The organism is Thermosediminibacter litoriperuensis (assembly GCF_008124715.1).
GTDB classification, from domain to species: Bacteria; Bacillota; Thermosediminibacteria; order Thermosediminibacterales; family Thermosediminibacteraceae; genus Thermosediminibacter; species Thermosediminibacter litoriperuensis.
In genome coordinates, this window is record NZ_VNHO01000010.1 from 50,401 (window position 1) to 68,868 (window position 18,468).

General features: G+C 45.5%; 22 protein-coding genes. 20 read left to right on the forward strand and 2 right to left on the reverse strand.

Annotated features, from left to right (window positions below):
• Positions 1-3 precede the first annotated feature (3 nt).
• The 11 genes from LZ11_RS05685 (at position 4) to LZ11_RS05735 (ending at position 10,040) form a co-directional block, all read left to right on the forward strand.
• Complete coding sequence (locus LZ11_RS05685; RefSeq protein WP_148866938.1) at positions 4-1,290, forward strand: TRAP transporter large permease; 1,287 nt, start codon at positions 4-6, stop codon at positions 1,288-1,290.
• Between the two features lie 14 nt (positions 1,291-1,304).
• Positions 1,305-2,552, forward strand: coding sequence for a nickel pincer cofactor-dependent isomerase, group 22 (locus tag LZ11_RS05690; protein ID WP_148866939.1), 1,248 nt, complete (start codon positions 1,305-1,307; stop codon positions 2,550-2,552).
• A gap of 24 nt (positions 2,553-2,576) precedes the next feature.
• Positions 2,577-2,948 carry a hypothetical protein gene (locus LZ11_RS05695; RefSeq protein WP_246110727.1) on the forward strand — a complete coding sequence of 124 codons (372 nt, stop codon included), beginning with the start codon at positions 2,577-2,579 and terminating at the stop codon, positions 2,946-2,948.
• 16 nt (positions 2,949-2,964) lie between these two features.
• Positions 2,965-3,987, forward strand: coding sequence for a hypothetical protein (locus LZ11_RS05700; protein ID WP_148866941.1), 1,023 nt, complete (start codon positions 2,965-2,967; stop codon positions 3,985-3,987).
• A gap of 22 nt (positions 3,988-4,009) precedes the next feature.
• On the forward strand, positions 4,010-4,402 hold the full coding sequence (locus LZ11_RS05705; protein ID WP_148866942.1) for a hypothetical protein: 393 nt from the start codon (positions 4,010-4,012) through the stop codon (positions 4,400-4,402).
• Positions 4,365-4,892, forward strand: a complete 528-nt coding sequence (locus LZ11_RS05710; RefSeq protein WP_148866943.1) for a molybdopterin-binding protein — start codon at positions 4,365-4,367, stop codon at positions 4,890-4,892. The genes LZ11_RS05705 and LZ11_RS05710 overlap by 38 nt, the downstream gene beginning before the upstream one ends.
• Entirely contained in the window at positions 4,889-5,470 is a 582-nt protein-coding gene (locus tag LZ11_RS05715) for a hypothetical protein (protein ID WP_148866944.1), read from the forward strand. Before LZ11_RS05710 ends, LZ11_RS05715 begins: the two co-directional genes overlap by 4 nt.
• A gap of 14 nt (positions 5,471-5,484) precedes the next feature.
• Positions 5,485-6,924: a sigma 54-interacting transcriptional regulator gene (locus LZ11_RS05720; RefSeq protein WP_246110722.1), complete on the forward strand. Its 1,440-nt coding sequence runs from the start codon at positions 5,485-5,487 to the stop codon at positions 6,922-6,924.
• Between the two features lie 292 nt (positions 6,925-7,216).
• A complete protein-coding gene (locus tag LZ11_RS05725; RefSeq protein ID WP_148866946.1) occupies positions 7,217-8,446 on the forward strand; it encodes a sensor histidine kinase in 1,230 nt (409 codons plus the stop codon).
• Positions 8,443-9,753 (forward strand): response regulator, encoded by a 1,311-nt coding sequence (locus LZ11_RS05730; protein ID WP_148866947.1) that lies wholly within the window; start codon positions 8,443-8,445, stop codon positions 9,751-9,753. The genes LZ11_RS05725 and LZ11_RS05730 overlap by 4 nt, the downstream gene beginning before the upstream one ends.
• Positions 9,714-10,040: a helix-turn-helix domain-containing protein gene (locus LZ11_RS05735; protein WP_148866948.1), complete on the forward strand. Its 327-nt coding sequence runs from the start codon at positions 9,714-9,716 to the stop codon at positions 10,038-10,040. The genes LZ11_RS05730 and LZ11_RS05735 overlap by 40 nt, the downstream gene beginning before the upstream one ends.
• A 167-nt stretch (positions 10,041-10,207) precedes the next feature.
• Here LZ11_RS05735 and LZ11_RS12515 read toward each other — a convergent pair whose 3' ends face one another.
• Together LZ11_RS12515 and LZ11_RS05745 are read right to left on the reverse strand one after the other, a co-directional pair.
• Complete coding sequence (locus LZ11_RS12515; protein WP_222927198.1) at positions 10,208-10,384, reverse strand: Lin0368 family putative glycerol transporter subunit; 177 nt, start codon at positions 10,382-10,384, stop codon at positions 10,208-10,210.
• A 75-nt stretch (positions 10,385-10,459) separates the two neighbouring features.
• The gene (locus LZ11_RS05745) at positions 10,460-10,711 is read right to left on the reverse strand and encodes a Lin0368 family putative glycerol transporter subunit (RefSeq protein WP_222927199.1); all 252 of its coding nucleotides are present in this window, start codon (positions 10,709-10,711) and stop codon (positions 10,460-10,462) included.
• A 369-nt stretch (positions 10,712-11,080) separates the two neighbouring features.
• Here LZ11_RS05745 and eutM point away from each other — a divergent pair, with 369 nt between their 5' ends.
• The 9 genes from eutM to LZ11_RS05790 are packed head-to-tail and all read left to right on the forward strand — an operon-like array spanning position 11,081 to position 18,449.
• A complete protein-coding gene (gene eutM / locus LZ11_RS05750) occupies positions 11,081-11,359 on the forward strand; it encodes an ethanolamine utilization microcompartment protein EutM (RefSeq protein WP_148866949.1) in 279 nt (92 codons plus the stop codon).
• Positions 11,360-11,391: 32 nt separating this feature from the next.
• Entirely contained in the window at positions 11,392-12,171 is a 780-nt protein-coding gene (pduB, locus tag LZ11_RS05755; RefSeq protein ID WP_281282711.1) for a propanediol utilization microcompartment protein PduB, read from the forward strand.
• Positions 12,172-12,195: 24 nt separating this feature from the next.
• A complete protein-coding gene (locus tag LZ11_RS05760; RefSeq protein ID WP_148866950.1) occupies positions 12,196-13,860 on the forward strand; it encodes a propanediol/glycerol family dehydratase large subunit in 1,665 nt (554 codons plus the stop codon).
• 29 nt (positions 13,861-13,889) lie between these two features.
• The gene (locus LZ11_RS05765) at positions 13,890-14,564 is read left to right on the forward strand and encodes a propanediol/glycerol family dehydratase medium subunit (protein WP_148866951.1); all 675 of its coding nucleotides are present in this window, start codon (positions 13,890-13,892) and stop codon (positions 14,562-14,564) included.
• Positions 14,564-15,079 (forward strand): diol dehydratase small subunit, encoded by a 516-nt coding sequence (locus LZ11_RS05770; RefSeq protein WP_148866952.1) that lies wholly within the window; start codon positions 14,564-14,566, stop codon positions 15,077-15,079. The genes LZ11_RS05765 and LZ11_RS05770 overlap by 1 nt, the downstream gene beginning before the upstream one ends.
• Before the next feature lie 33 nt (positions 15,080-15,112).
• Positions 15,113-16,930, forward strand: a complete 1,818-nt coding sequence (locus LZ11_RS05775; RefSeq protein WP_148866953.1) for a diol dehydratase reactivase subunit alpha — start codon at positions 15,113-15,115, stop codon at positions 16,928-16,930.
• Positions 16,927-17,283 (forward strand): glycerol dehydratase reactivase beta/small subunit family protein, encoded by a 357-nt coding sequence (locus tag LZ11_RS05780; RefSeq protein WP_148866954.1) that lies wholly within the window; start codon positions 16,927-16,929, stop codon positions 17,281-17,283. The genes LZ11_RS05775 and LZ11_RS05780 overlap by 4 nt, the downstream gene beginning before the upstream one ends.
• A gap of 20 nt (positions 17,284-17,303) precedes the next feature.
• Positions 17,304-17,774, forward strand: a complete 471-nt coding sequence (locus LZ11_RS13010) for a BMC domain-containing protein (RefSeq protein WP_148866955.1) — start codon at positions 17,304-17,306, stop codon at positions 17,772-17,774.
• Between the two features lie 36 nt (positions 17,775-17,810).
• Positions 17,811-18,449: a phosphate propanoyltransferase gene (locus tag LZ11_RS05790; protein ID WP_148866956.1), complete on the forward strand. Its 639-nt coding sequence runs from the start codon at positions 17,811-17,813 to the stop codon at positions 18,447-18,449.
• The last annotated feature ends 19 nt before the right edge of the window (positions 18,450-18,468 follow it).

Genomic DNA, 18,468 nt, shown 5'->3' on the forward strand with positions numbered 1-18,468 from the left:
GAGATGACGGGGATACTTTTTGGGAGTTTTGCGGTTCTTGCTATTTTAGGACTCCCTATAGCTGTGGTGCTGGGACTTTCTTCGATTGTGGCACTGGCGACATACACCGAGATCCCCCTGATGGTTGTTGCCCAGAGAATGTTTACTGCAACGGATTCATTTCCTCTGATGGCAATACCGTTTTTTATGATGGCTGGCGCCCTTATGGAAACCGGGGGTATTTCTCGAAGGCTTATAAATCTCGCAAATAAAATCGTAGGGGGTTTACCTGGGGGGCTAGCACTCGTCGGTATAGTTACCTGCATGTTTTTTGCTGCAATTTCGGGTTCGGGTCCGGCCACCGTGGCGGCGATTGGTTCAATTCTAATTCCGGCAATGGTAGATGCAGGATATGACCTCGGGTTTGCCGCTGCCGTAATGGCTGCTGCGGGTGCAATAGGCGTTATCATTCCTCCGAGCATCCCAATGGTAACATACGGCGTCGTTGGAGGAGTTTCCATTGGTTCAATTTTTCTTGGCGGTTTCGGTTCCGGGATAGTAGTTGGTCTTTCACTCATAATTGTAGCGTACGTTATATCTAAAAAAAGAGGATACCGGGGCAGTGAGAAACGTTCTTCATTTATTGATTTACTTAAAGCCATAAAGGATGCCTTTTGGGCGCTTCTGATGCCGGTCATCATTCTAGGCGGTATATACGGCGGCATATTTACCCCGACCGAGGCGGCTGCGGTAGCAGTGGTGTACGGATTTATAGTGGGCTTTTTTATATACAGGGAGCTTAAAATAAAAGACCTGCCGAGAATCTTTATAAACACGGCCGTAAGCACATCGGTAGTAATGTTCATAATAGCGACCGCCCAGGTGTTCGGCTGGATAATGACAAGCCAGCGCATTCCGGAAGCAATAGCTCAAGGCTTTATCAATTTTTCCAGCAATCCGTATGTGATACTTTTGCTTGTAAATATTCTGCTCCTGATCGTGGGATGTTTTATGGAAACGAATGCCGCTATTATAATCCTTGCGCCGATATTTATTCCTCTAATGATCAAAATCGGAGTGGACCCCATATTATTCGGCATAATAATGGTGGTAAACCTCGCAATCGGTATGGTTACTCCCCCTTTGGGCGTAAATTTATTCGTGGCGTGCGGAATCGGCAAATTGACCCTAGAGCGCATATCAAAAGCAGTAGTGCCATTTATTCTGGCTATGGTTGTGGCGCTGGTGCTGATAACGTATATTCCTGACATATCAATGTTTCTGCCCCGAATGTTGATGGGCAATAAATAGAGAAGGTGATATTCTTGAACTTTCCTAAAGTATGTAAAATAAGGCAGAAGTTCAATACCGATAAAATAGAAAACATTGAGGAAGAAATACACAGGCAGTTTACGGAAATTCGGGCACAGGACATGGTAAAACCCGGCATGAGAATAGCGGTGACGGCAGGCAGCAGAGGGATTGCCAATATACAGAAAATACTCCGGACTGTCTGCGAATATCTCAGATCATTGGGTGCTCACCCATTTATAGTGCCTTCCATGGGAAGCCATGGGGGTGCGACGGCAGTGGGCCAGGTGAAGGTCCTCGAAAAACTTGGGATTACGGAAGAGTTCATAGGTGTACCCATTCTCTCCAGCATGGATGTGGTGGAGCTCGGCGAAACATCAAAGGGCGTTAAGGTTTATATGGATAAAATAGCGTACAACTCCGATGGAATAGTTGTCGTGAACAGGGTAAAGCCGCATACGGACTTCAGCGGTGAAATAGAAAGCGGCCTTTTAAAAATGATAGCTGTTGGCCTGGGCAAGGACAAGGGTTGCTCGGCAATGCATGCCGGCGGCCTTGCGGATACCATACCCGAGGCGGCGAACTTGGCTTTGAAAAAAGCTCCGATTCTCTTCGGGCTCGCCATTTTGGAAAACTCTAAAGACGAGACTTATAAGTTAAAAGCCCTGCTTCCCGTGGATTTTGAGAGAGAAGAAAAACTGCTTTTAAAGGAAGCAAAAAGCCTCGTACCGAAACTTCCGGTCGACGGGTTGGACGTTCTCATAGTTCAAAATATGGGCAAAATTTACAGCGGCACGGGGATGGATACAAAAGTGATCGGGCGAATAAGGGTTTTTGGAGAAAGGGAACCGGAGGTTCCGAAGATTAATAAAATTGTCGTGCTTGACCTGGATGAAAAATCGTACGGAAACGCCCTGGGCATAGGTTTGGCTGATATAACTACCCGCCGGCTCTATGAAAAGATAGATTTTAATGTGACTTATGCAAATACGATTCCTACAACCTATTTGGAGAGGGGCAAAATTCCGGTTGTTATTTCGGATGATCGGGAAGCAATTTTGACGGCGTTGAAGACTATTGGGAATGTTTCTGTGGAAGAAGTTAAACTTGCTATAGTTAAAAATACGTTACATCTCGATGAGCTTTACATGACAAAACCGGCTGTTAATGCAATACGAGACAAATCTGCTGTTGAAATACTGGAAGAGGATGTAGAGCTTACTTTTGATGAAGAAAACTGCTTAAAATTATCTTGGGCATAATGGGAGGCGATAATCTTGAGGTTGATGCATACCAGTTTACCCGAGTTCAAACTCAAAATGCAGTCGGCGGTTGTGAGACAATCGCCCAGTAAGGGATTGGAGATAAAAGGTATCGAAAACTTAAAATCGGCGAAAATGCAATCTTTGAGAACCGGCAGGATTGAATTGGCTGTGCAGGAAGTCGCCCGGGACAGGGATATAGACAAAGTTGAAGTAGTAATAATGCCAAGAGTTCCGGAAACCATGCATACGGTGATCATTAAGGGTATTGACAAAAATGGGAATGCCAAGAAGGCCATCCTGGAAGTTATAAATATCATTCATCCAACCGAGGAAGTAGAACTTGCCGGTATTAATGATATTGATGACAGAAGGCCGCCGATAGGTAAACATTAATCCTGGAGGTGTTAATATGGGAGAGCTGTTAGTGAGATATATAGAGCAGGGGAAGGGGCCTAAATACGGTGTTCCTATAAACATAGCTTTTTTAGATAAAAAAGACATAGAAGCTGCCGGCAAAACTATAGAAGAAGCTGTGATTGCCGTAGCAAAGGCGGTAGGGGGCCCTGTTGGGATAAACGTATTCGATATGGAAGCTGTAACCACTACCAGTGATGGTGTAATGGTTGAGGGAGCTATTGTAGCTATGGCCGCAGGGGATATAGGGACCGTTCATAAAGAGTTCGGCCTGCTTTATATGGAAGAAATGCCGGTTACTCCGGATTTAATAAAGGAAGAACCGCACCTTTTACAATGGGAAACATATTACAAAGGCAGGAAGTTCTTTCGAGGTCCGAACCCCGCTAAAAAGTTAATACCTGTACACAATGTCGTGATGACGGGAAGGGCTGTAAACAATAATTCTGCTACCGAGATGATGAACGCGGTTACCATGGAGGAAATATTACTGCCTATACTAGGCCAGCTGCAGATTATGAGGGATGAGGCTGTAGTTTTTGGCCTGACCGGTGAAGTCATATCTGTAGGCATAGGAATGACTGTGGCGGAAAAGTTTGGTAGGGTTTTCCCGAGCCGGCAGTTTAAAGCAGGAGATACCGCTCATGGTTCGGGAGAGTATGCGAAAACACTAAAAGCAAATATTCCGTGTATTGTCGCTCCGAAAAAGGTGCTTGCAAAGTATATCTTGCAGGCCCTGAAAGCGGGGATGATACCTGGATTGCATCTGGGATGTTCCCCCGCGGTCCTGGCTGTGGCAAAAGCTTACGGTTCTCCCGTTGCGGTTGATAATATTACCGAAAAGGCCAGAGTGGAGCTGAAAAGCGTCGGAATTGATATTGGGCGATTTAAGGTCGCTGATGAGCCGATGAGTGAAGAAGAAATTATGGAGAGAGCAGACGATATAATTCCCGGGGTAGAAGATCCGGTTTTGGTTGATTCTGAAGAGATAGTGACCAAGTTAAAATTATATGTTTAGATCAAACAGAGGTGAAAGGTTTTTGGGAAACAGTCACGTGATCGTCTACGTAGATAAAACGATGGTAAAAATAACCGGGGTTAAGGTGAAAGGTTTGAAGCCCTTCGAGCTTGAACTAACCCTGAAGAATTTGATCGGTAGGCCGGTTAGGGTGATAGGTGTTACCGCGGATTCCGTCGAAATGGATGTATATGGTCTAGCTCCAGAAGCAATATACAAAAATGAAGAGGGAATTGTCAAAGCTGTTTCAACGGTATCCGGCATAACGGCAAGCGATGTCATGAGAATTGCTTCGGCGGAAAAAGCTGTTGAGGTCTCCATAGAGGAAATTCCCAGAGGCGAGTATAACGGCTGCGCAAGAGAGAGGTGGCTGAAGCTTGATAAACAAAGCCATAATAATCCCGACGGGGGATGAGATATTAAACGGCACGGTTGTTGATACTAACAGTCCCGCAATAATGAGCATCATAATTGAGAAATTCCCGGGCTGTGAAGTGAAGCGTGAAAAGCCTGTAATAGATGCTGAAGAATATATTATCAAAAGTGTAGAAAGAGCGTTGCTGGAAAAGCCTGATTTAATTATTTTAATTGGCGGCACCGGCGGAGGTCACAGATATGTCTCCACTTTAGCGAGGGATTTTACCCACAGTGCCCTAATGAGGACATTGCCAAAAGTTGTGTACAGAGAATTGATCGGTTCCAACGGACATTTATGGTCCAAATTGGTATGCGGAGAAAAAGGTGGATGCATTATAGCTAATGTTCCGGGCCCTTACGAGGAAGCGATCGAAACGGCTAGAGCTTTGATTGAATGTATTAATGATGGGGTTGAGGATCCGGAAATTCTTGTAAATGAGGCCGCCAGGGCGTTAAAAAAAATATATTTAGCGGGAGGAGGAAGTTGAAACTTTCAAGTTTTATATTCAAATCCAGGACTTTGGAAGGATTCCCTGTCATAGTTGCGGGTATCTGCCCGCAAAGCTTTGAGCCGATGGCTAAGAAAACGATGAATGATATAATTAAAGGGTTTCAAGCAGAAGGCGTAAAGGATGGGTTTGAACTCGACTATAAACTGGCGCAATATGTGTGTTCTAAAACCCCCGAATATATTTTGGCTTTGGGGGTGTCTATTTTTGTTCCGGGTGTAAAGGAGCCTGCGGGGGGAATAATAGGAAATCCAAGAAAAAGCATTTCTTCGGCATGTGGTTTAATCGAGAGTATCGGAAACAACCTGAGCCTTGTGGCATATCCCGGAGGTCCTGGTGTTGTAATTGAAAGTCCTCCTGGAAAAGCTGCAAATATCTTAAATATTGCTAAAGCTAAAGGGAGAAATGATATAGAAACGGTAATTCAAATAGCGATAAAAATACTGACGCATTCTATAGCCAATGCTATAATTATTTCAGATGGCAGCGGTGTGCAGGGGGTAGGATGTGGTGCCGCCATTAGAGGCAATAGGGTAGAATTATGTATCTTAAATTAGGGAGGTTAAGAGGGGTGATAAGAACCAAGTTCAGCAAAGAGGAAGAGCTAATTATGCTTTATACAATACTTGAAAATTTGCGCGAAGGTGTTAATGTCGTTGATGAAAAAGGAATATTGCTTTTTGTTAATAAGGCTTCTGCCTACTATGCACGTTCTACCGTGGAACGTATGTTAGGGGAGCACATAAGTAAATTTTACCCGAGAGCTGCTCTATTTGAAGTGCTAAAAACTAAACAGCCTCTTTTAGATATAAGAATAGAACATGATGATGGTAGGAAATATATTGTCAATGCTGTGCCGTTGATAATTAATGATAAATTTAGAGGCGGTGTGGCTACCTTTCGAGATGTCACCGAAATAGAAGAGTTAAGCCAAAAACTTGAATCGCTGGAAATGGAGCTCTGTTTGAGTAAAGTGGACGACGCATTTGATGCAATTATAGGTAAAGAAGGGAGTTTGAAGGAGGCCGTTTTGAAAGCCCAGCGGGCTATAGGGTCACCGGGAGGGCCGAGGCATTCCATAATAGTAGGTGAATCGGGCACAGGTAAAACAATGTTTGCGAAAGCCATGTATTATTTTGCAAAAAAGATAGGAGTTTTAAGCCAGGAGGCGCCTTTCATAGAGGTCAATTGCGCCCAGTTTACAAATCCCGATATTGCTGCAATAGAAATTTTCGGTTCAGAAAAAGGAGCTTTTACAGGAGCTGTAGAGAAGAAAGGATTGCTTGAGTTAGCAAATGGCGGAATGTTCTTCTTGGATGAAGCACACGCGCTGGAACATTACCAGACAATGTTGCTGAAAGTATTGGAAACCGGAAAGGTCAGGAGAATAGGCGGGCGGAAAGAGATAGATATAGATGTAATTATCGTAGCCGCTTCGACAAAGAATTTAAAAAATGTATTGTTACCTGAGCTTTATCAGAGATTAGCACAGTATGAAATTAAATTGTCCCCATTGAGGGAAAGGCCATTATTAGAAAAAGAACAGTTATTAAAATATTTTAAGGAAAATTACGAAAAGAAAGCCCAGGATAGGTATAAGATAAAACTGAAGGTTAATTTTTCGAACGCGGCAAAAGATGTTTTGTTGAACGCTTATTACCCGAGAAACATAAGGCAATTTAGAGATATAGTAAACGCCAGTATTGATGCCGCTTTGCCTATTATAAGTGAAATAGAAAAAAATTCGGAAATACATTCATTGATTGATATAGACAATATACCGTTTGATTTCTTGGAATCTGAAGACACGTGTAAATGCGAGGAAAAGGGACTGGCTGATATAATTTCGGACAATGTCGAAAACCAAGAAGAACTGATTAATAAAATAATCTTGCGCTTAAGGGAAAAAGGATTAGGACCAAGAAAAATTTCTAATATTTTAAAAGGAAAAGGCTTTTGTATTGAATACTATCAAGTCGCTTATATTTTGAAAAAATTACTTTCTCAATAGGTCCGTGCTTTCTATGCTGACGAAAAGAAGAACTGCGCCTCCTAAACTGCGTCTCCTATGTGTCGAATATTTAGCATTAGACCTCACACTTCTTTGTTTTTTGGTGGTGAGGTCTTTTTTTGTGTTTGAATGTCTTTTTGTTTCTATACTGTCATTTTCAGCCTCATTAGTGGGCCGTAGAAAAGCCGATGTTGCTCTCATAAAAAAGTCAAGCAGGAATTTTAAAAAAATTATAGAATAAGTACCTAAATTTAAAATTTATAATATATACCAAGTAAAAGAGGTGTACACCTTGACCAGATACAGGCTCAAGGACGTTATCGATAAGGCAAAACTCGAGGAAATATTAAAAAAATTTTCGGAAGCTACTGGTCTTGCTGCAATTATTGCAGACAAAAGTGGTGTAAATATCACAGAACCGAGTAAATTTACAAACCACTGCAATCTGGTAAGAAGCACCGAAAAAGGAAGAAAATACTGTTACAACTCCGATGCGAAACTCGGCAGGTTGTCTTTAAAAAAAGGGGGCCCGGCCACATCCCTGTGTCATTGTGAAATTGTAGACCTGGCAGCGCCTCTGGTCGTAGAAGGCCATTGCCTCGGCTATATACTGTGCGGCCAGGTGTTTTTAAAGCCGCCCGACGAAGAAAAAATAGAAAGGGCAAAGAAGAGAGCTATAGACTTCGGCCTAGACCCGAACCTTTATGTGAAGACCTTTCTCGAAATAGAGACGGTTCCTAAAAAACATATTTATACCACCGGAGAGATGCTCCACATAATTTCAAACTATATCATCGAGCTTGGGGTAAATTCACTTTATCAAAAGCGACTTCTGGAAGAAACAAAGAGGCGTTCGGAATACGAAAATGCCATTAAAACGTTGGAATTAAAGGCCCTTCAGTCCCAGGTAAATCCTCATTTTCTTTTTAACACTTTAAATACAGCGGCAAGGCTTGCCTATTTTGAAAACGCCGAAAAGACCGCAGAGATAATTTATTCTCTGGCTAATCTTTTACGGTATTCACTTAAAAATTTAGACCAATTGGTACCTTTAAAAGAAGAAATCTCGTGTATAGGATATTACCTTTATATTCAGCAGTTCAGATATAAGGACCATATCAGGGCTGAAATTGAATTTCCGAAAAAGTTGGAAAAATATCTTATTCCGGTGTTAAGCCTGCAACCCCTCGTAGAAAACGCAATTGTACACGGATTGGAAAAAAAGAAAGAAGGGGGGCAGGTAAAGGTGGTTGGATATGAAAAGGATTCATGCGTTTTTATCGATATCATAGATGATGGTGTAGGTATTCAAGAGGAAGTTTTAAATAATATTAATAACATTAATAAGCAGAAGATCGCGCTGGAAGGCCACACTACGGGACTGGGGATTCATAATGTGGATTTGAGGATAAAAAAATATTTTGGGGAGAATTACGGCTTAAAAATAGAAAGCAAAGTTGGAATCGGGACGAAGGTAACGTTAAAAATCCCGAGAATGGTCAACAGGGGGATCCAGTTATGAGTTATAAGGTTTTAGTATGCGACGATGAAGCGCTGGAAAGAGAAGTGATCTCCCTGATAATTCAAAAGTCGGGGCTCCCCTTCCACGCTGTGGGAGAAGCCAGAAATGGGTATGAAGCGGTGGAAAAGGCAAGAGAATTAAAACCCGATGTAATTTTTATGGATATAAAAATGCCGGGGAAAGATGGATTGGCGGCCACCGCGGAGATAAAGGATGTATTGCCTCATGTTAAGGTGATAATAACGACAGCCTACGACGATTTTGAATTCGCCAAAGAGGCGTTGAGGCTTGGAAGCATAGACTATTTATTAAAACCGATAAGGCCCGAAGAATTCATAGCAGTTTTAAATAAGTTGTTGAATCTATTCGAAAAAGAAATGATGAGCAAAAAACAGGAGGAAGAGCTGAAGAAGGCCATCAAAAAAGCGGAAAAAATGATAAAAGCCGGCATCCTTGCCAGTCTTGTCATGGGAGAAGCTGAGAAAAATGAGGAAAGGGATATATTGCTGAAGCAGGCCCAATTATTGGATATCACATTCCTCCCCAATGCCCTTTTGATAGTTGAGCCCAATATCGATGAATTGCATACCGGCGCGGTATATGAAAGGTATAAAGTATTTAAAATTACGGAAGAACTGATCGGCGATATGAACGAAGTATTTTTACTGAATTTGGGGGAAAGTCTGGTAATCGGCATACAGAAAGAGAAAATAGACCCGCAGGTGTTGGCTTCGACAATACAAAAAAAGGTTGAAGAAAATACCGACGTTTGCGTCACGATAAGCATCGGTGAAGCTCCAGATATTATCAACAAAACTATTTATGAAGAGACAAAAGCCAATGCCCGCCTGGGGAGGTTCTTCTTCGGAGGGAAAATAGTTAATAAGCAGGAAATGGATGATTTAATGAAGTCTACGGAAAAGGCGGACGATGAAATGGAAAACCAGTTGCTGGACTATGTCATGATGGCTAATTACCAGGAGGCTTCAAAATTATTCCAGAAAATAATAAAAAATCTGGTCATAAAAAGCAGAGGTTCGCTGCTTTTCTGTCAGACCCGGATTGCAGAAATAATGCTACTGATTTGGAGGAGTGTAAGACAACTGGGATGGGTCGATAATAACAATTCTCACCTTTATTTCAATTATTTAAAAAAATTATCAAAAGCTCAATCCTTATACGCTCTTACCGAATGCTGCAGGAATTATTTGAGCGACGTGTTTGTTCTGAATAATAATTTAAAGAAAAAAATGGCATTGTCAATCTGGTGGTCAAGTATGTCAATGAAAACTATGACAAAGATTTAAAGCTAAAAGATATAACAAAGATGGTATATTTAAATTCGGAATATTTCAGTCGCTTATTTAAGAAAGAAGTGGGGTGTACTTATGCGGAATACCTCACACGGGTCAGAATCGAAGCTGCCAGGAAATACCTGTCAAATCCTGCTCTCACGATAGCCGATGTGGCCAAAAAGATCGGCTATCAGGACCCGAATTATTTCAGCAAAGTATTTAAAAAAGTGGTAGGGGTTAGCCCCACTGAATATAGGTTGAGCTTAGGGATGACACAAAACGAACAGCCCAGCATATAACAGGGCTGTTCGTTTTTTCTTATTTGGGATGTTTACTGCTTAAACCATTGCGAAGAGGAAAAATCCTCCGAGCACCCCGCCCAGTAGACCGCTAAGGACCGGCTCCCAGTCTATCTTCTTACCTTCCATCAGATCCGCTAGGGTAAACCTCCGCTCATCTGGGGTTCTTACATCAGCCCGATGCCGTGGTTCAAAAGCCATATGGTACCAACTATGAAAAAGCCGGCCAGGACTCCTCCGAAGCTCTTGTATTCATCGGCCAATTTGCCCCATACCAGGCCGATAACCAGCGGGAAAATAATATCCCCGAAAATAGTGGTCAGCACGTGCTGCCATGTCCACATTACACATCATTCCTCTCGCAGCGTATAGGAGATAACCGGCCAGCGTCGCTCCGGCGAGCTGCAGGAATATGGTCATCAGTGCACCGCCAAGTTAGCACCGTGGAAGATACCGTAAGCTATCCTGACGAGGCCCTTTACCGGGTCGAGCACCACGGTCCCGCCGAGCAGGGCCGAAAGCCATACCGATAGGGCCATATCCACCCAGGCGCCGCCGCCCTTGTTGGGTATACTGCCGGCATAGTGATTTACCAGCCAGCCCGTCGTTATTATGATTCCAGCCGCGAGCCAGCCGCCAGCCAGTTCCACCGGGCCAGGCATGAGGGCCATATGGTAAATACTCCGAAGCCTACAAAGGCACCGGTACACATACCCGCGAGAATTCGCCTTAAACTCATTTTCTTACCTCCCCGAAAATACAAAGTTTGTGTTCTAGAATGTTTGTACCACCTCCCGTAGAATTATTCATCAATCGGTAGGGCAGATTCAATTCAAATATTCTTTATTTTTGGGATTCGGGTTTAAATTCCTCTGAAAAAATATGACTTGGGTGTCTGGATTTTTTTGTACTGAGTTTTTTAAAAGGATTACCGGCTCTCAAAAAAATGCAGTATCCAGGTCGATTTAATCCAGAGGGATAATGACGGAATTGCAGAAAAGATGTTCTATAGAAATTTAAATTTCGGAGGTGTTTATTCAATGAACGGAGAAGCGCTAGGCATGGTAGAGACCAGAGGTTTGATCCCCGCCATAGAGGCGGCAGATGCTATGGTGAAGGCTGCAAATGTCAAGCTTGTGGGGTATGAAAAAATAGGATCCGGTCTGGTAACCGTCATGGTCCGGGGCGATGTGGGTGCGACCAAGGCGGCTACCGATGCGGGTGCAGCCGCGGCCAGAAAAGTGGGAGAGGTTGTTTCGGTCCATGTCATTCCGCGGCCTCACAGCGATGTGGAAAAAATCCTTCCGAAATCAGAGTAATAAAATAGTGCCGCGTAAGGAGGTGGCATAAAGTGGATGAATTGACGATAAAAAAGCTGGTGAAAGAGATAATCGGTAAGGTGGACTCGGAAGAGAAAAAGCCGGTATGCCCCGCCGTAACAAATCCGGGCGTTACGGAATTTGTGGGCACGGCTATCGGCGACACCATAGGCCTTGTTATTGCAAACATCGATTCCAAGCTGCTGGAGAAAACGGGGTTAGATAAGAGGTTCCGCTCTATAGGCATTTTGGGAGGCAGGACGGGAGCGGGGCCGCAAATAATGGCCGCTGATGAAGCTGTAAAGGCCACGAATACCGAGATAGTGGCTGTTGAACTGGCCAGAGACACTAAAGGCGGGGCCGGACACGGTTCGCTGATTATTTTCGGCGCCGAAGAGGTGTCCGACGCTCGTAGAGCAGTGGAAGTGGCTTTAAAAGAATTGCCCAGAACCTTCGGCGACGTTTATGTGAATGATGCAGGGCACCTGGAATTTCAATATACCGCCAGAGCAAGTTATGCCATTGAAAAGGCTTTCGGAGCTCCCCTGGGCAAGGCCTTCGGCCTTATAGTCGGAGCGCCGGCGGCCATTGGTGTGGTGTGCTGCGATACGGCCGTAAAGGCAGCGGAAGTTGATATAGTCGGATATGCTAGCCCGGCCAAGGGCACCAGTTTTACCAATGAGGCCATTCTATTTCTCTCCGGCGAGTCAGGGGCTGTAAGGCAGGCTTTGATAGCAGCCCGCGAAATCGGCAAAAAACTGCTGGCCACGTTGGGCGAAGAGCCGAAGTCGCTGGGTACGCCGTACATCTAATCCGGGAGAGGGGGGAAACGGAAAATGAAGTCTAAGCGCTTCCAGGTGTTGGCCGAGAGGCCGGTAAATAAAGACGGTTTTGTCGCCGAATGGCCGGAAGTTGGACTGGTAGCTGTTGAAAGTCCCAATGACCCAAAGCCCAGCATTAAGATAGAAAACGGCAAAATCGTCGAGATGGATGGCAAAAAGAGAGAAGATTTCGACATGATAGAACAGTTTATAGCGGACTACGCCATAGATGTCGAAATGGCTGAAAAGGCAATGAAAATGGATAGTGTGGAAATAGCCAGGATGCTGGTGGATATAAATGTTCCCAGAGAAGAAGTAATAAAAATAACCAGCGGCCTAACGCCAGCCAAGATCGTGGAAGTTGTTAACATGCTCAACGTGGTAGAGATAATGATGGCAATTCAAAAGATGCGAGCTAGGAAAAGGCCGGGCAACCAGTGCCATGTGACAAACCTGAGAGACAACCCTGTATTGTTAGCGGCTGATGCCGCGGAAGCGGCGCTGAGAGGTTTTGATGAGGAAGAGACCACTGTGGGCATCACCAGGTATGCGCCTTTCAACGCGCTGGCACTTCTCGTAGGCTCTCAAACCGGGCGGGGTGGCGTGCTGACCCAGTGCGCTCTCGAAGAGGCCTTCGAACTCACCATCGGCATGAGGGGATTTACGTCCTATGCCGAGACCATTTCCGTATATGGCACGGAACAGGTTTTTGTAGACGGAGACGACACGCCGTGGTCTAAGGCTTTTCTAGCTTCCGCCTATGCCTCGAGAGGTTTGAAGATGAGGTTTACGTCGGGTTCGGGGTCCGAAGTTCAGATGGGTTACGCAGAAGGCAAATCGATGCTGTATCTGGAAACTCGCTGCGTCATGATTTCGAAGGGAGCCGGGGTGCAGGGCTTGCAGAACGGCTCTATAAGCTGTATAGGTGTCCCGGGAGCTGTGCCTTCAGGCATAAGAATAGTGGCAGGCGAAAACCTGATAACTACGATGCTCGATCTGGAAGTAGCTTCGGGCAGCGATCAGACCTTCTCGCATTCTGATATAAGACGCACGGCCAGGACTCTGCTCCTGATGTTACCGGGTACAGACCTTATTTTCTCCGGTTACAGCTCCGTTCCCAACTATGACAATATGTTTGCTGGTTCCAATTTTGATATCGAGGATGTGGACGATTATCTTGCCCTCCAGAGGGATTTGATGGTGGATGGCGGTCTGAAGCCGGTCACCGAAGAGGAAGTCATCGCGGTTAGGAATAAAGCGGCCAGGGCTTTGCAGGCTGTGTTCAAGAAACTGGGGCTGCCGCCCATAACCGACGAGGAAGTTGAAGCTGCAACGTATGCTCACGGATCAAAAGATATGCCTTTAAGGGACGTAAACGAAGATTTAAAGGCTGCAACAGAAATTATGAACAGAGGAATTCACGGCCTGGACATTGTAAAAGCTCTTGCCGAAAGCGGTTTTAAAGACGTGGCTGAAAATATATTTAACATGCTGAAACAGAGGATAGCCGGCGATTACTTGCATACTTCCGCAGTGCTTGACAAAGATTTCAACATCGATTCCGCCGTCAATAACCCCAATGACTATATGGGTCCCGGTACAGGTTATAGGCTGTCGGCGGAAAGATTGGAAGAAATAAAGAATATTCCGCAGGCGTTAAAACCGGAAGACTTCAAATAAATAAGACCGGGAAAGGAGGGTGTAAATTTATGATAAATACGGAAATGGTCGTCGAGGAAGTAGTGAAAGAAGTTTTGAAAAGGTTGGCCGGAGAAAAGGAAACGGTTGCGAAGGACCATGCGGTTAATAAGCCCGCGGGCCGGGAACTCCTTTTGGAAGAAATAGGAGAAGCAAAGCCGGGGACCAGGGAAGAAGAAGTAGTAATCGGCATTTCTCCAGCCTTTGGAGTTAAATTTTATGAAAATATCACCGGAATTCCTCTGGGGGACATATTGAGAGAAATAATGGCGGGTATTGCCGAAGAGGGGCTGAATGCGAGGGTGATCCGCGTCAGACACACCGCCGATGTGGCCTTCATCGGCCATACTGCAGCAAAACTTTCCGGTTCGGGTGTAGGCATAGGGTTGCAGTCGAGGGGAACCGCCGTAATACATCACAAGGACTTGCAGCCTTTAAATAACCTGGAGCTGTTCCCGCAGTGCCCTGTTTTAACCCTTGAAACATACAGGACAATAGGGAAAAATGCAGCCCTGTACGCCAAAGGCGAGTCCCCTACGCCGGTCCCGGTGATGAACGACCAGATGGCCAGGCCTAAGTTTCAGGCCAAAGCGGCTGTTATGCATAATTTTGAGACGCAGTATGTAAAGCCCGGTTTGAAGCCCGTAGAGATGAAAGTTTCCTTTAGCAAAGGAGGTGCCAATTGATGATAGACGAAAAAGCGCTAGAGGAAATTGTCCGGCAGGTTCTGGAAGAGCTGGGCGGCCATAAAAAGCAAGCGAAGGCGGAAACAAAAAGGGATGAAGGCCTGGATCCCAAACGCGACTTTCCGCTGTCTAAAAAGAGGCCGGAACTATTGAAATCGGCCACGGGGAAAAATTTCAGCAGCATAACGTTGGAGGAAGCTCTTAAAGGGAATATTAAGGCGGAGGATTTTAGAATATCATCCGAGACCCTGCTGATGCAGGCTGAGATTGCGGAAAAGGTCGGGAGAAAACAGTTCGCCAATAATTTGAGGAGGGCTGCGGAACTTTCCAGGGTGCCCGATGAAAGGATACTGGAGATATACAATGCCCTGAGACCTTACAGGTCGACGAAAGAAGAGCTTCTGGCTATCGCCGATGATTTGCAGAATAAATATAATGCACCCACGTGCGCAGCTTTTGTGAGGGAAGCGGCTGAAGTATACGAGCGCAGGAGAAGATTAAAGGGAATGGAATAATATCGCAATAAGATAAGTAATGGAGGCAGTGCCATGATTATCGCAGGTGTCGACATTGGCAACAGCACTACGGAAATAGCCCTAGCGAGGATAGTAAACAACAGGCCGGAATTTATAGCAAGCGGCATTGCAAAGACTACCGGGATTAAAGGCACGGAAGACAACGTACTGGGAATCAGACTTGCCCTGGAGAGAGCCGTTGAAAGGGCCAGAATAGATATGAAAGAAGTAAAACTACTGCGGTTGAATGAAGCTACACCAGTGATATCCGATGTCGCTATGGAAGCCATCACGGAAACTGTAATTACCGAATCCACGATGATTGGGCATAATCCGTCGACACCGGGGGGAATTGGGGTGGGGGTAGGTATTACTACCCCCATATTCGATATCAACTCCAGAAAACCCGGTGAAAAGGTGATCCTGGTAATCCCGAAAAATGTTGATTTCGAGGATGCTGCGAAAAAGATAAACGAAGCCCTTTCAAGAGGGGTCGATGTTAAGGGTGCTATTGTTCAAAAGGACGATGGAGTATTAATATCCAATAGGTTAATAAAGAAAATTCCCATCGTCGATGAGGTGTCGCTCATCGAAAAGGTGCCTTTGAATATGCCGGCCTGCATTGAGGTAGCCGAACCCGGGTTTACTATCAAAACCCTCTCGAACCCTTACGGAATAGCCTCAGTGTTTAACTTAACACCTGAAGAGACGAAAAATATAATCCCTATCGCCAGAGCTCTGATAGGGAACCGCTCGGCCGTAGTCATAAAAACGCCTCGGGGCGACGTAAAGGAGAGGAAAATCCCTGCGGGCCAGATTAAGCTGAAGGGGAAAAACGGCACCCAAGTGGTCGACCTGGAAGAAGGTGCCGATAAAGTTATGCAGGCTTTGGAGCAGGTCTGGCCTTTGATCGATGTGGAAGGTACCCCATCCACCAATGTAGGAGGGCTTATTGCCAGAGTTAAAGAAGTGATGGGGCAGGTCACCTACCAGGATATAAGGGAAATCAAAATTCAGGACATACTGGCCGTGGATATTCTGGTGCCTCAAAGGGTGACAGGCGGAATAGCCGATGAGTTTTTCACCGAGGATGCGGTGGCCGTAGCAGCTATGGTAAAAAGCTCAAAACTGCCCATGGAGAAAATCGCCGAAAAGGTGGAGAGAGAATTAAATATTCCGGTAGAAATAGCAGGTGTCGAGGCCAATATGGCCATATTGGGGGCCTTGACTACACCCGGAACCGATGTCCCCGTAGCCGTTCTGGATCTAGGCGGTGGGTCTACCGATGCAGCTTTCATGAACAGGAAAAGGGAAGTGGTCAGTATCCATATGGCAGGAGCCGGGGAAATGGTGAATATGATAATAGCCGCGGAATTGGGCATTTCCGATAAACAATTGGCTGAGGACATCAAGCGCTACCCGGTGGCGAAGGTGGAGAGCTTATTTTCCATAAGGATGGAAGACGGCACCGTTAGATTTTTCGAAAAGCCCCTGGACCCGGAGACTTTTGCGAGGGTATGCCTGTTGAAGGAAGGAAAACTGGTCCCGCTTCCGCCGGATCTGCAGCTGGAGAAAGTAAGGGAAGTGAGGAGAAAAGCAAAACAAAAGGTATTTGTGTCGAATGCGGTGCGGGCTCTTTCAAAAGTGGCACCTTCGGGTAACCTCAGGTTGATAGATTTTGTAATAATGGTAGGAGGTTCCGCACTGGACTTCGAGATCCCTGAGATGATTTCGGAAGCCCTGGCCGGTTACGGGATTGTTGCCGGCAGAGGCGAGATCAGAGGCAGTGAGGGACCGCGCAATGCGGTGGCGACCGGATTGGTGCTTTCGGGGTGGGAAGGGACGCCATGAGAGTGTACGAGGAGATAAAGCCTACGGTGGTTATTTACTGCGAAGACGAAAACGCCGGCAATGCCTGCTTAAACCGGATATGTGAAGGGCTAGAGGAAGAAGGAGTTCCCTTTGAAGTAACGATAGCAACCGGGGATGAGCCGGAGTTTATGGCCCAAAAAGCTTCCAGGGAGTCCAGAATAGGAATAGGCATTTTTCTCGGCAAGGACGGAACCTGCCTTCTGCAGCATACCAAAATGCCCTACAACATGCCTATAATGAAAATCCACGGGAAATTGGCGGAAGCAGACGACTACAGGCGGTTGGGGGCGAATGCAGCGCGGCTCGCTAAAAATATACCTTTGAGCTTTTAATCGAGGAGGGAGGGGAGAGCTTGAAAAAAGACGGAGCTTTGGGCTTGGTGGAAACCGTAGGGCTCGTAGCCGCTATAGAGGCAGCAGATGCAGGTTCAAAGGCAGCCGATGTGAAACTTATCGGCTACGAACTGGCCAGAGGGGGTGGATTGACTACAGTTAAATTCACCGGGGATGTGGCGGCGGTAAAAGCTGCTGTGGATGCTGCTAAAGCAGCGGCCGAGAGAGTGGGGCGAGTCTACGCCGTCCACGTCATTCCTAGGCCCGCGGATCAGATCAGGCCATTGTTCGGAGAAAAAGAAGAAAAGGATTACAAAGGAAAAAAGGAAGAGGATGGGGAGCCGGAAGAGACGGCTGGGTATAAAGAGCAGGAATCCCGGGAGGATATTGCAGACTCCAAAGAACCAAGCTGCAATATATGCAAAGATCCCGTTTGCCCCAGAAAGAAAGGAGAACCCCGCAGCTACTGCATTCACTATAAAAAAAGATAAAATTCCGGCTAAACTCTTGCCGATGAGGTGAATGATGTGCTTGATAATTTGGACCTGCAGGATATAGTGCAAAAAGTTAAGGAAAAATTATACAGCATCAACAAATTTCCAGAAGTTATTATCAATGTGTCCGCAAGGCACGTGCACCTTTCAAAAGAACATCTGGAAATGCTGTTTGGGAAAAATTATAAATTGACTCCCCTGAGGGAACTGATGCAACCTGGGGAATTTGCCTCCAAAGAGACGGTCATTTTGGTAGGCCCCAAGGGGATTATCCAAAATGTGAGGGTTTTGGGTCCTATTAGAAAGAAAACCCAGGTGGAAATTTCAAAAACTGATGGTTTTGTTTTGGGAATAGATCCTGTTGTGAGAGATTCGGGAAATCATGAAGGCTCTTCGGGGTGTATCCTCGTAGGGCCCGTAGGCGGTATAAGGATTGAAGAGGGAGTTATTGCAGCCATGAGGCATATACATATGCCCACCCGGTTTGCTGAAAAATACGGGATTAAAGACAGGAGTTTTTTAAAAGTTTTGGTGGAGGGCGAAAGAAAAGTTGTCTTTGACAAAGTGCTGGCAAGAGTTTCCGACCATTTCGTCCTCGAGATGCATATAGATACCGACGAAGCCAATGCAGCCGGAGTCAGGAGCGGGGACAAAGGTTTTTTGATTCTATAATGATTCCGCCCGGCGGGTG

Excerpts from the sequence above, each read along its gene's own strand:
- LZ11_RS05700 (WP_148866941.1), top strand. The coding sequence starts at position 2,965 with ATGGGAGAGCTGTTAGTGAGATATATAGAGCAGGGGAAGGGGCCTAAA.
- LZ11_RS05775 (WP_148866953.1), top strand. The coding sequence starts at position 15,113 with ATGATTATCGCAGGTGTCGACATTGGCAACAGCACTACGGAAATAGCC.
- LZ11_RS05745 (WP_222927199.1), bottom strand. The coding sequence starts at position 10,711 with ATGGCCCTCATGCCTGGCCCGGTGGAACTGGCTGGCGGCTGGCTCGCG.
- LZ11_RS05730 (WP_148866947.1), top strand. The coding sequence starts at position 8,443 with ATGAGTTATAAGGTTTTAGTATGCGACGATGAAGCGCTGGAAAGAGAA.
- LZ11_RS12515 (WP_222927198.1), bottom strand. The coding sequence starts at position 10,384 with ATGTGGACATGGCAGCACGTGCTGACCACTATTTTCGGGGATATTATT.
- LZ11_RS05695 (WP_246110727.1), top strand. The coding sequence starts at position 2,577 with ATGCATACCAGTTTACCCGAGTTCAAACTCAAAATGCAGTCGGCGGTT.
- eutM (WP_148866949.1), top strand. The coding sequence starts at position 11,081 with ATGAACGGAGAAGCGCTAGGCATGGTAGAGACCAGAGGTTTGATCCCC.
- LZ11_RS05685 (WP_148866938.1), top strand. The coding sequence starts at position 4 with ATGACGGGGATACTTTTTGGGAGTTTTGCGGTTCTTGCTATTTTAGGA.
- LZ11_RS05765 (WP_148866951.1), top strand. The coding sequence starts at position 13,890 with ATGATAAATACGGAAATGGTCGTCGAGGAAGTAGTGAAAGAAGTTTTG.
- LZ11_RS05780 (WP_148866954.1), top strand. The coding sequence starts at position 16,927 with ATGAGAGTGTACGAGGAGATAAAGCCTACGGTGGTTATTTACTGCGAA.
- LZ11_RS05770 (WP_148866952.1), top strand. The coding sequence starts at position 14,564 with ATGATAGACGAAAAAGCGCTAGAGGAAATTGTCCGGCAGGTTCTGGAA.
- LZ11_RS05760 (WP_148866950.1), top strand. The coding sequence starts at position 12,196 with ATGAAGTCTAAGCGCTTCCAGGTGTTGGCCGAGAGGCCGGTAAATAAA.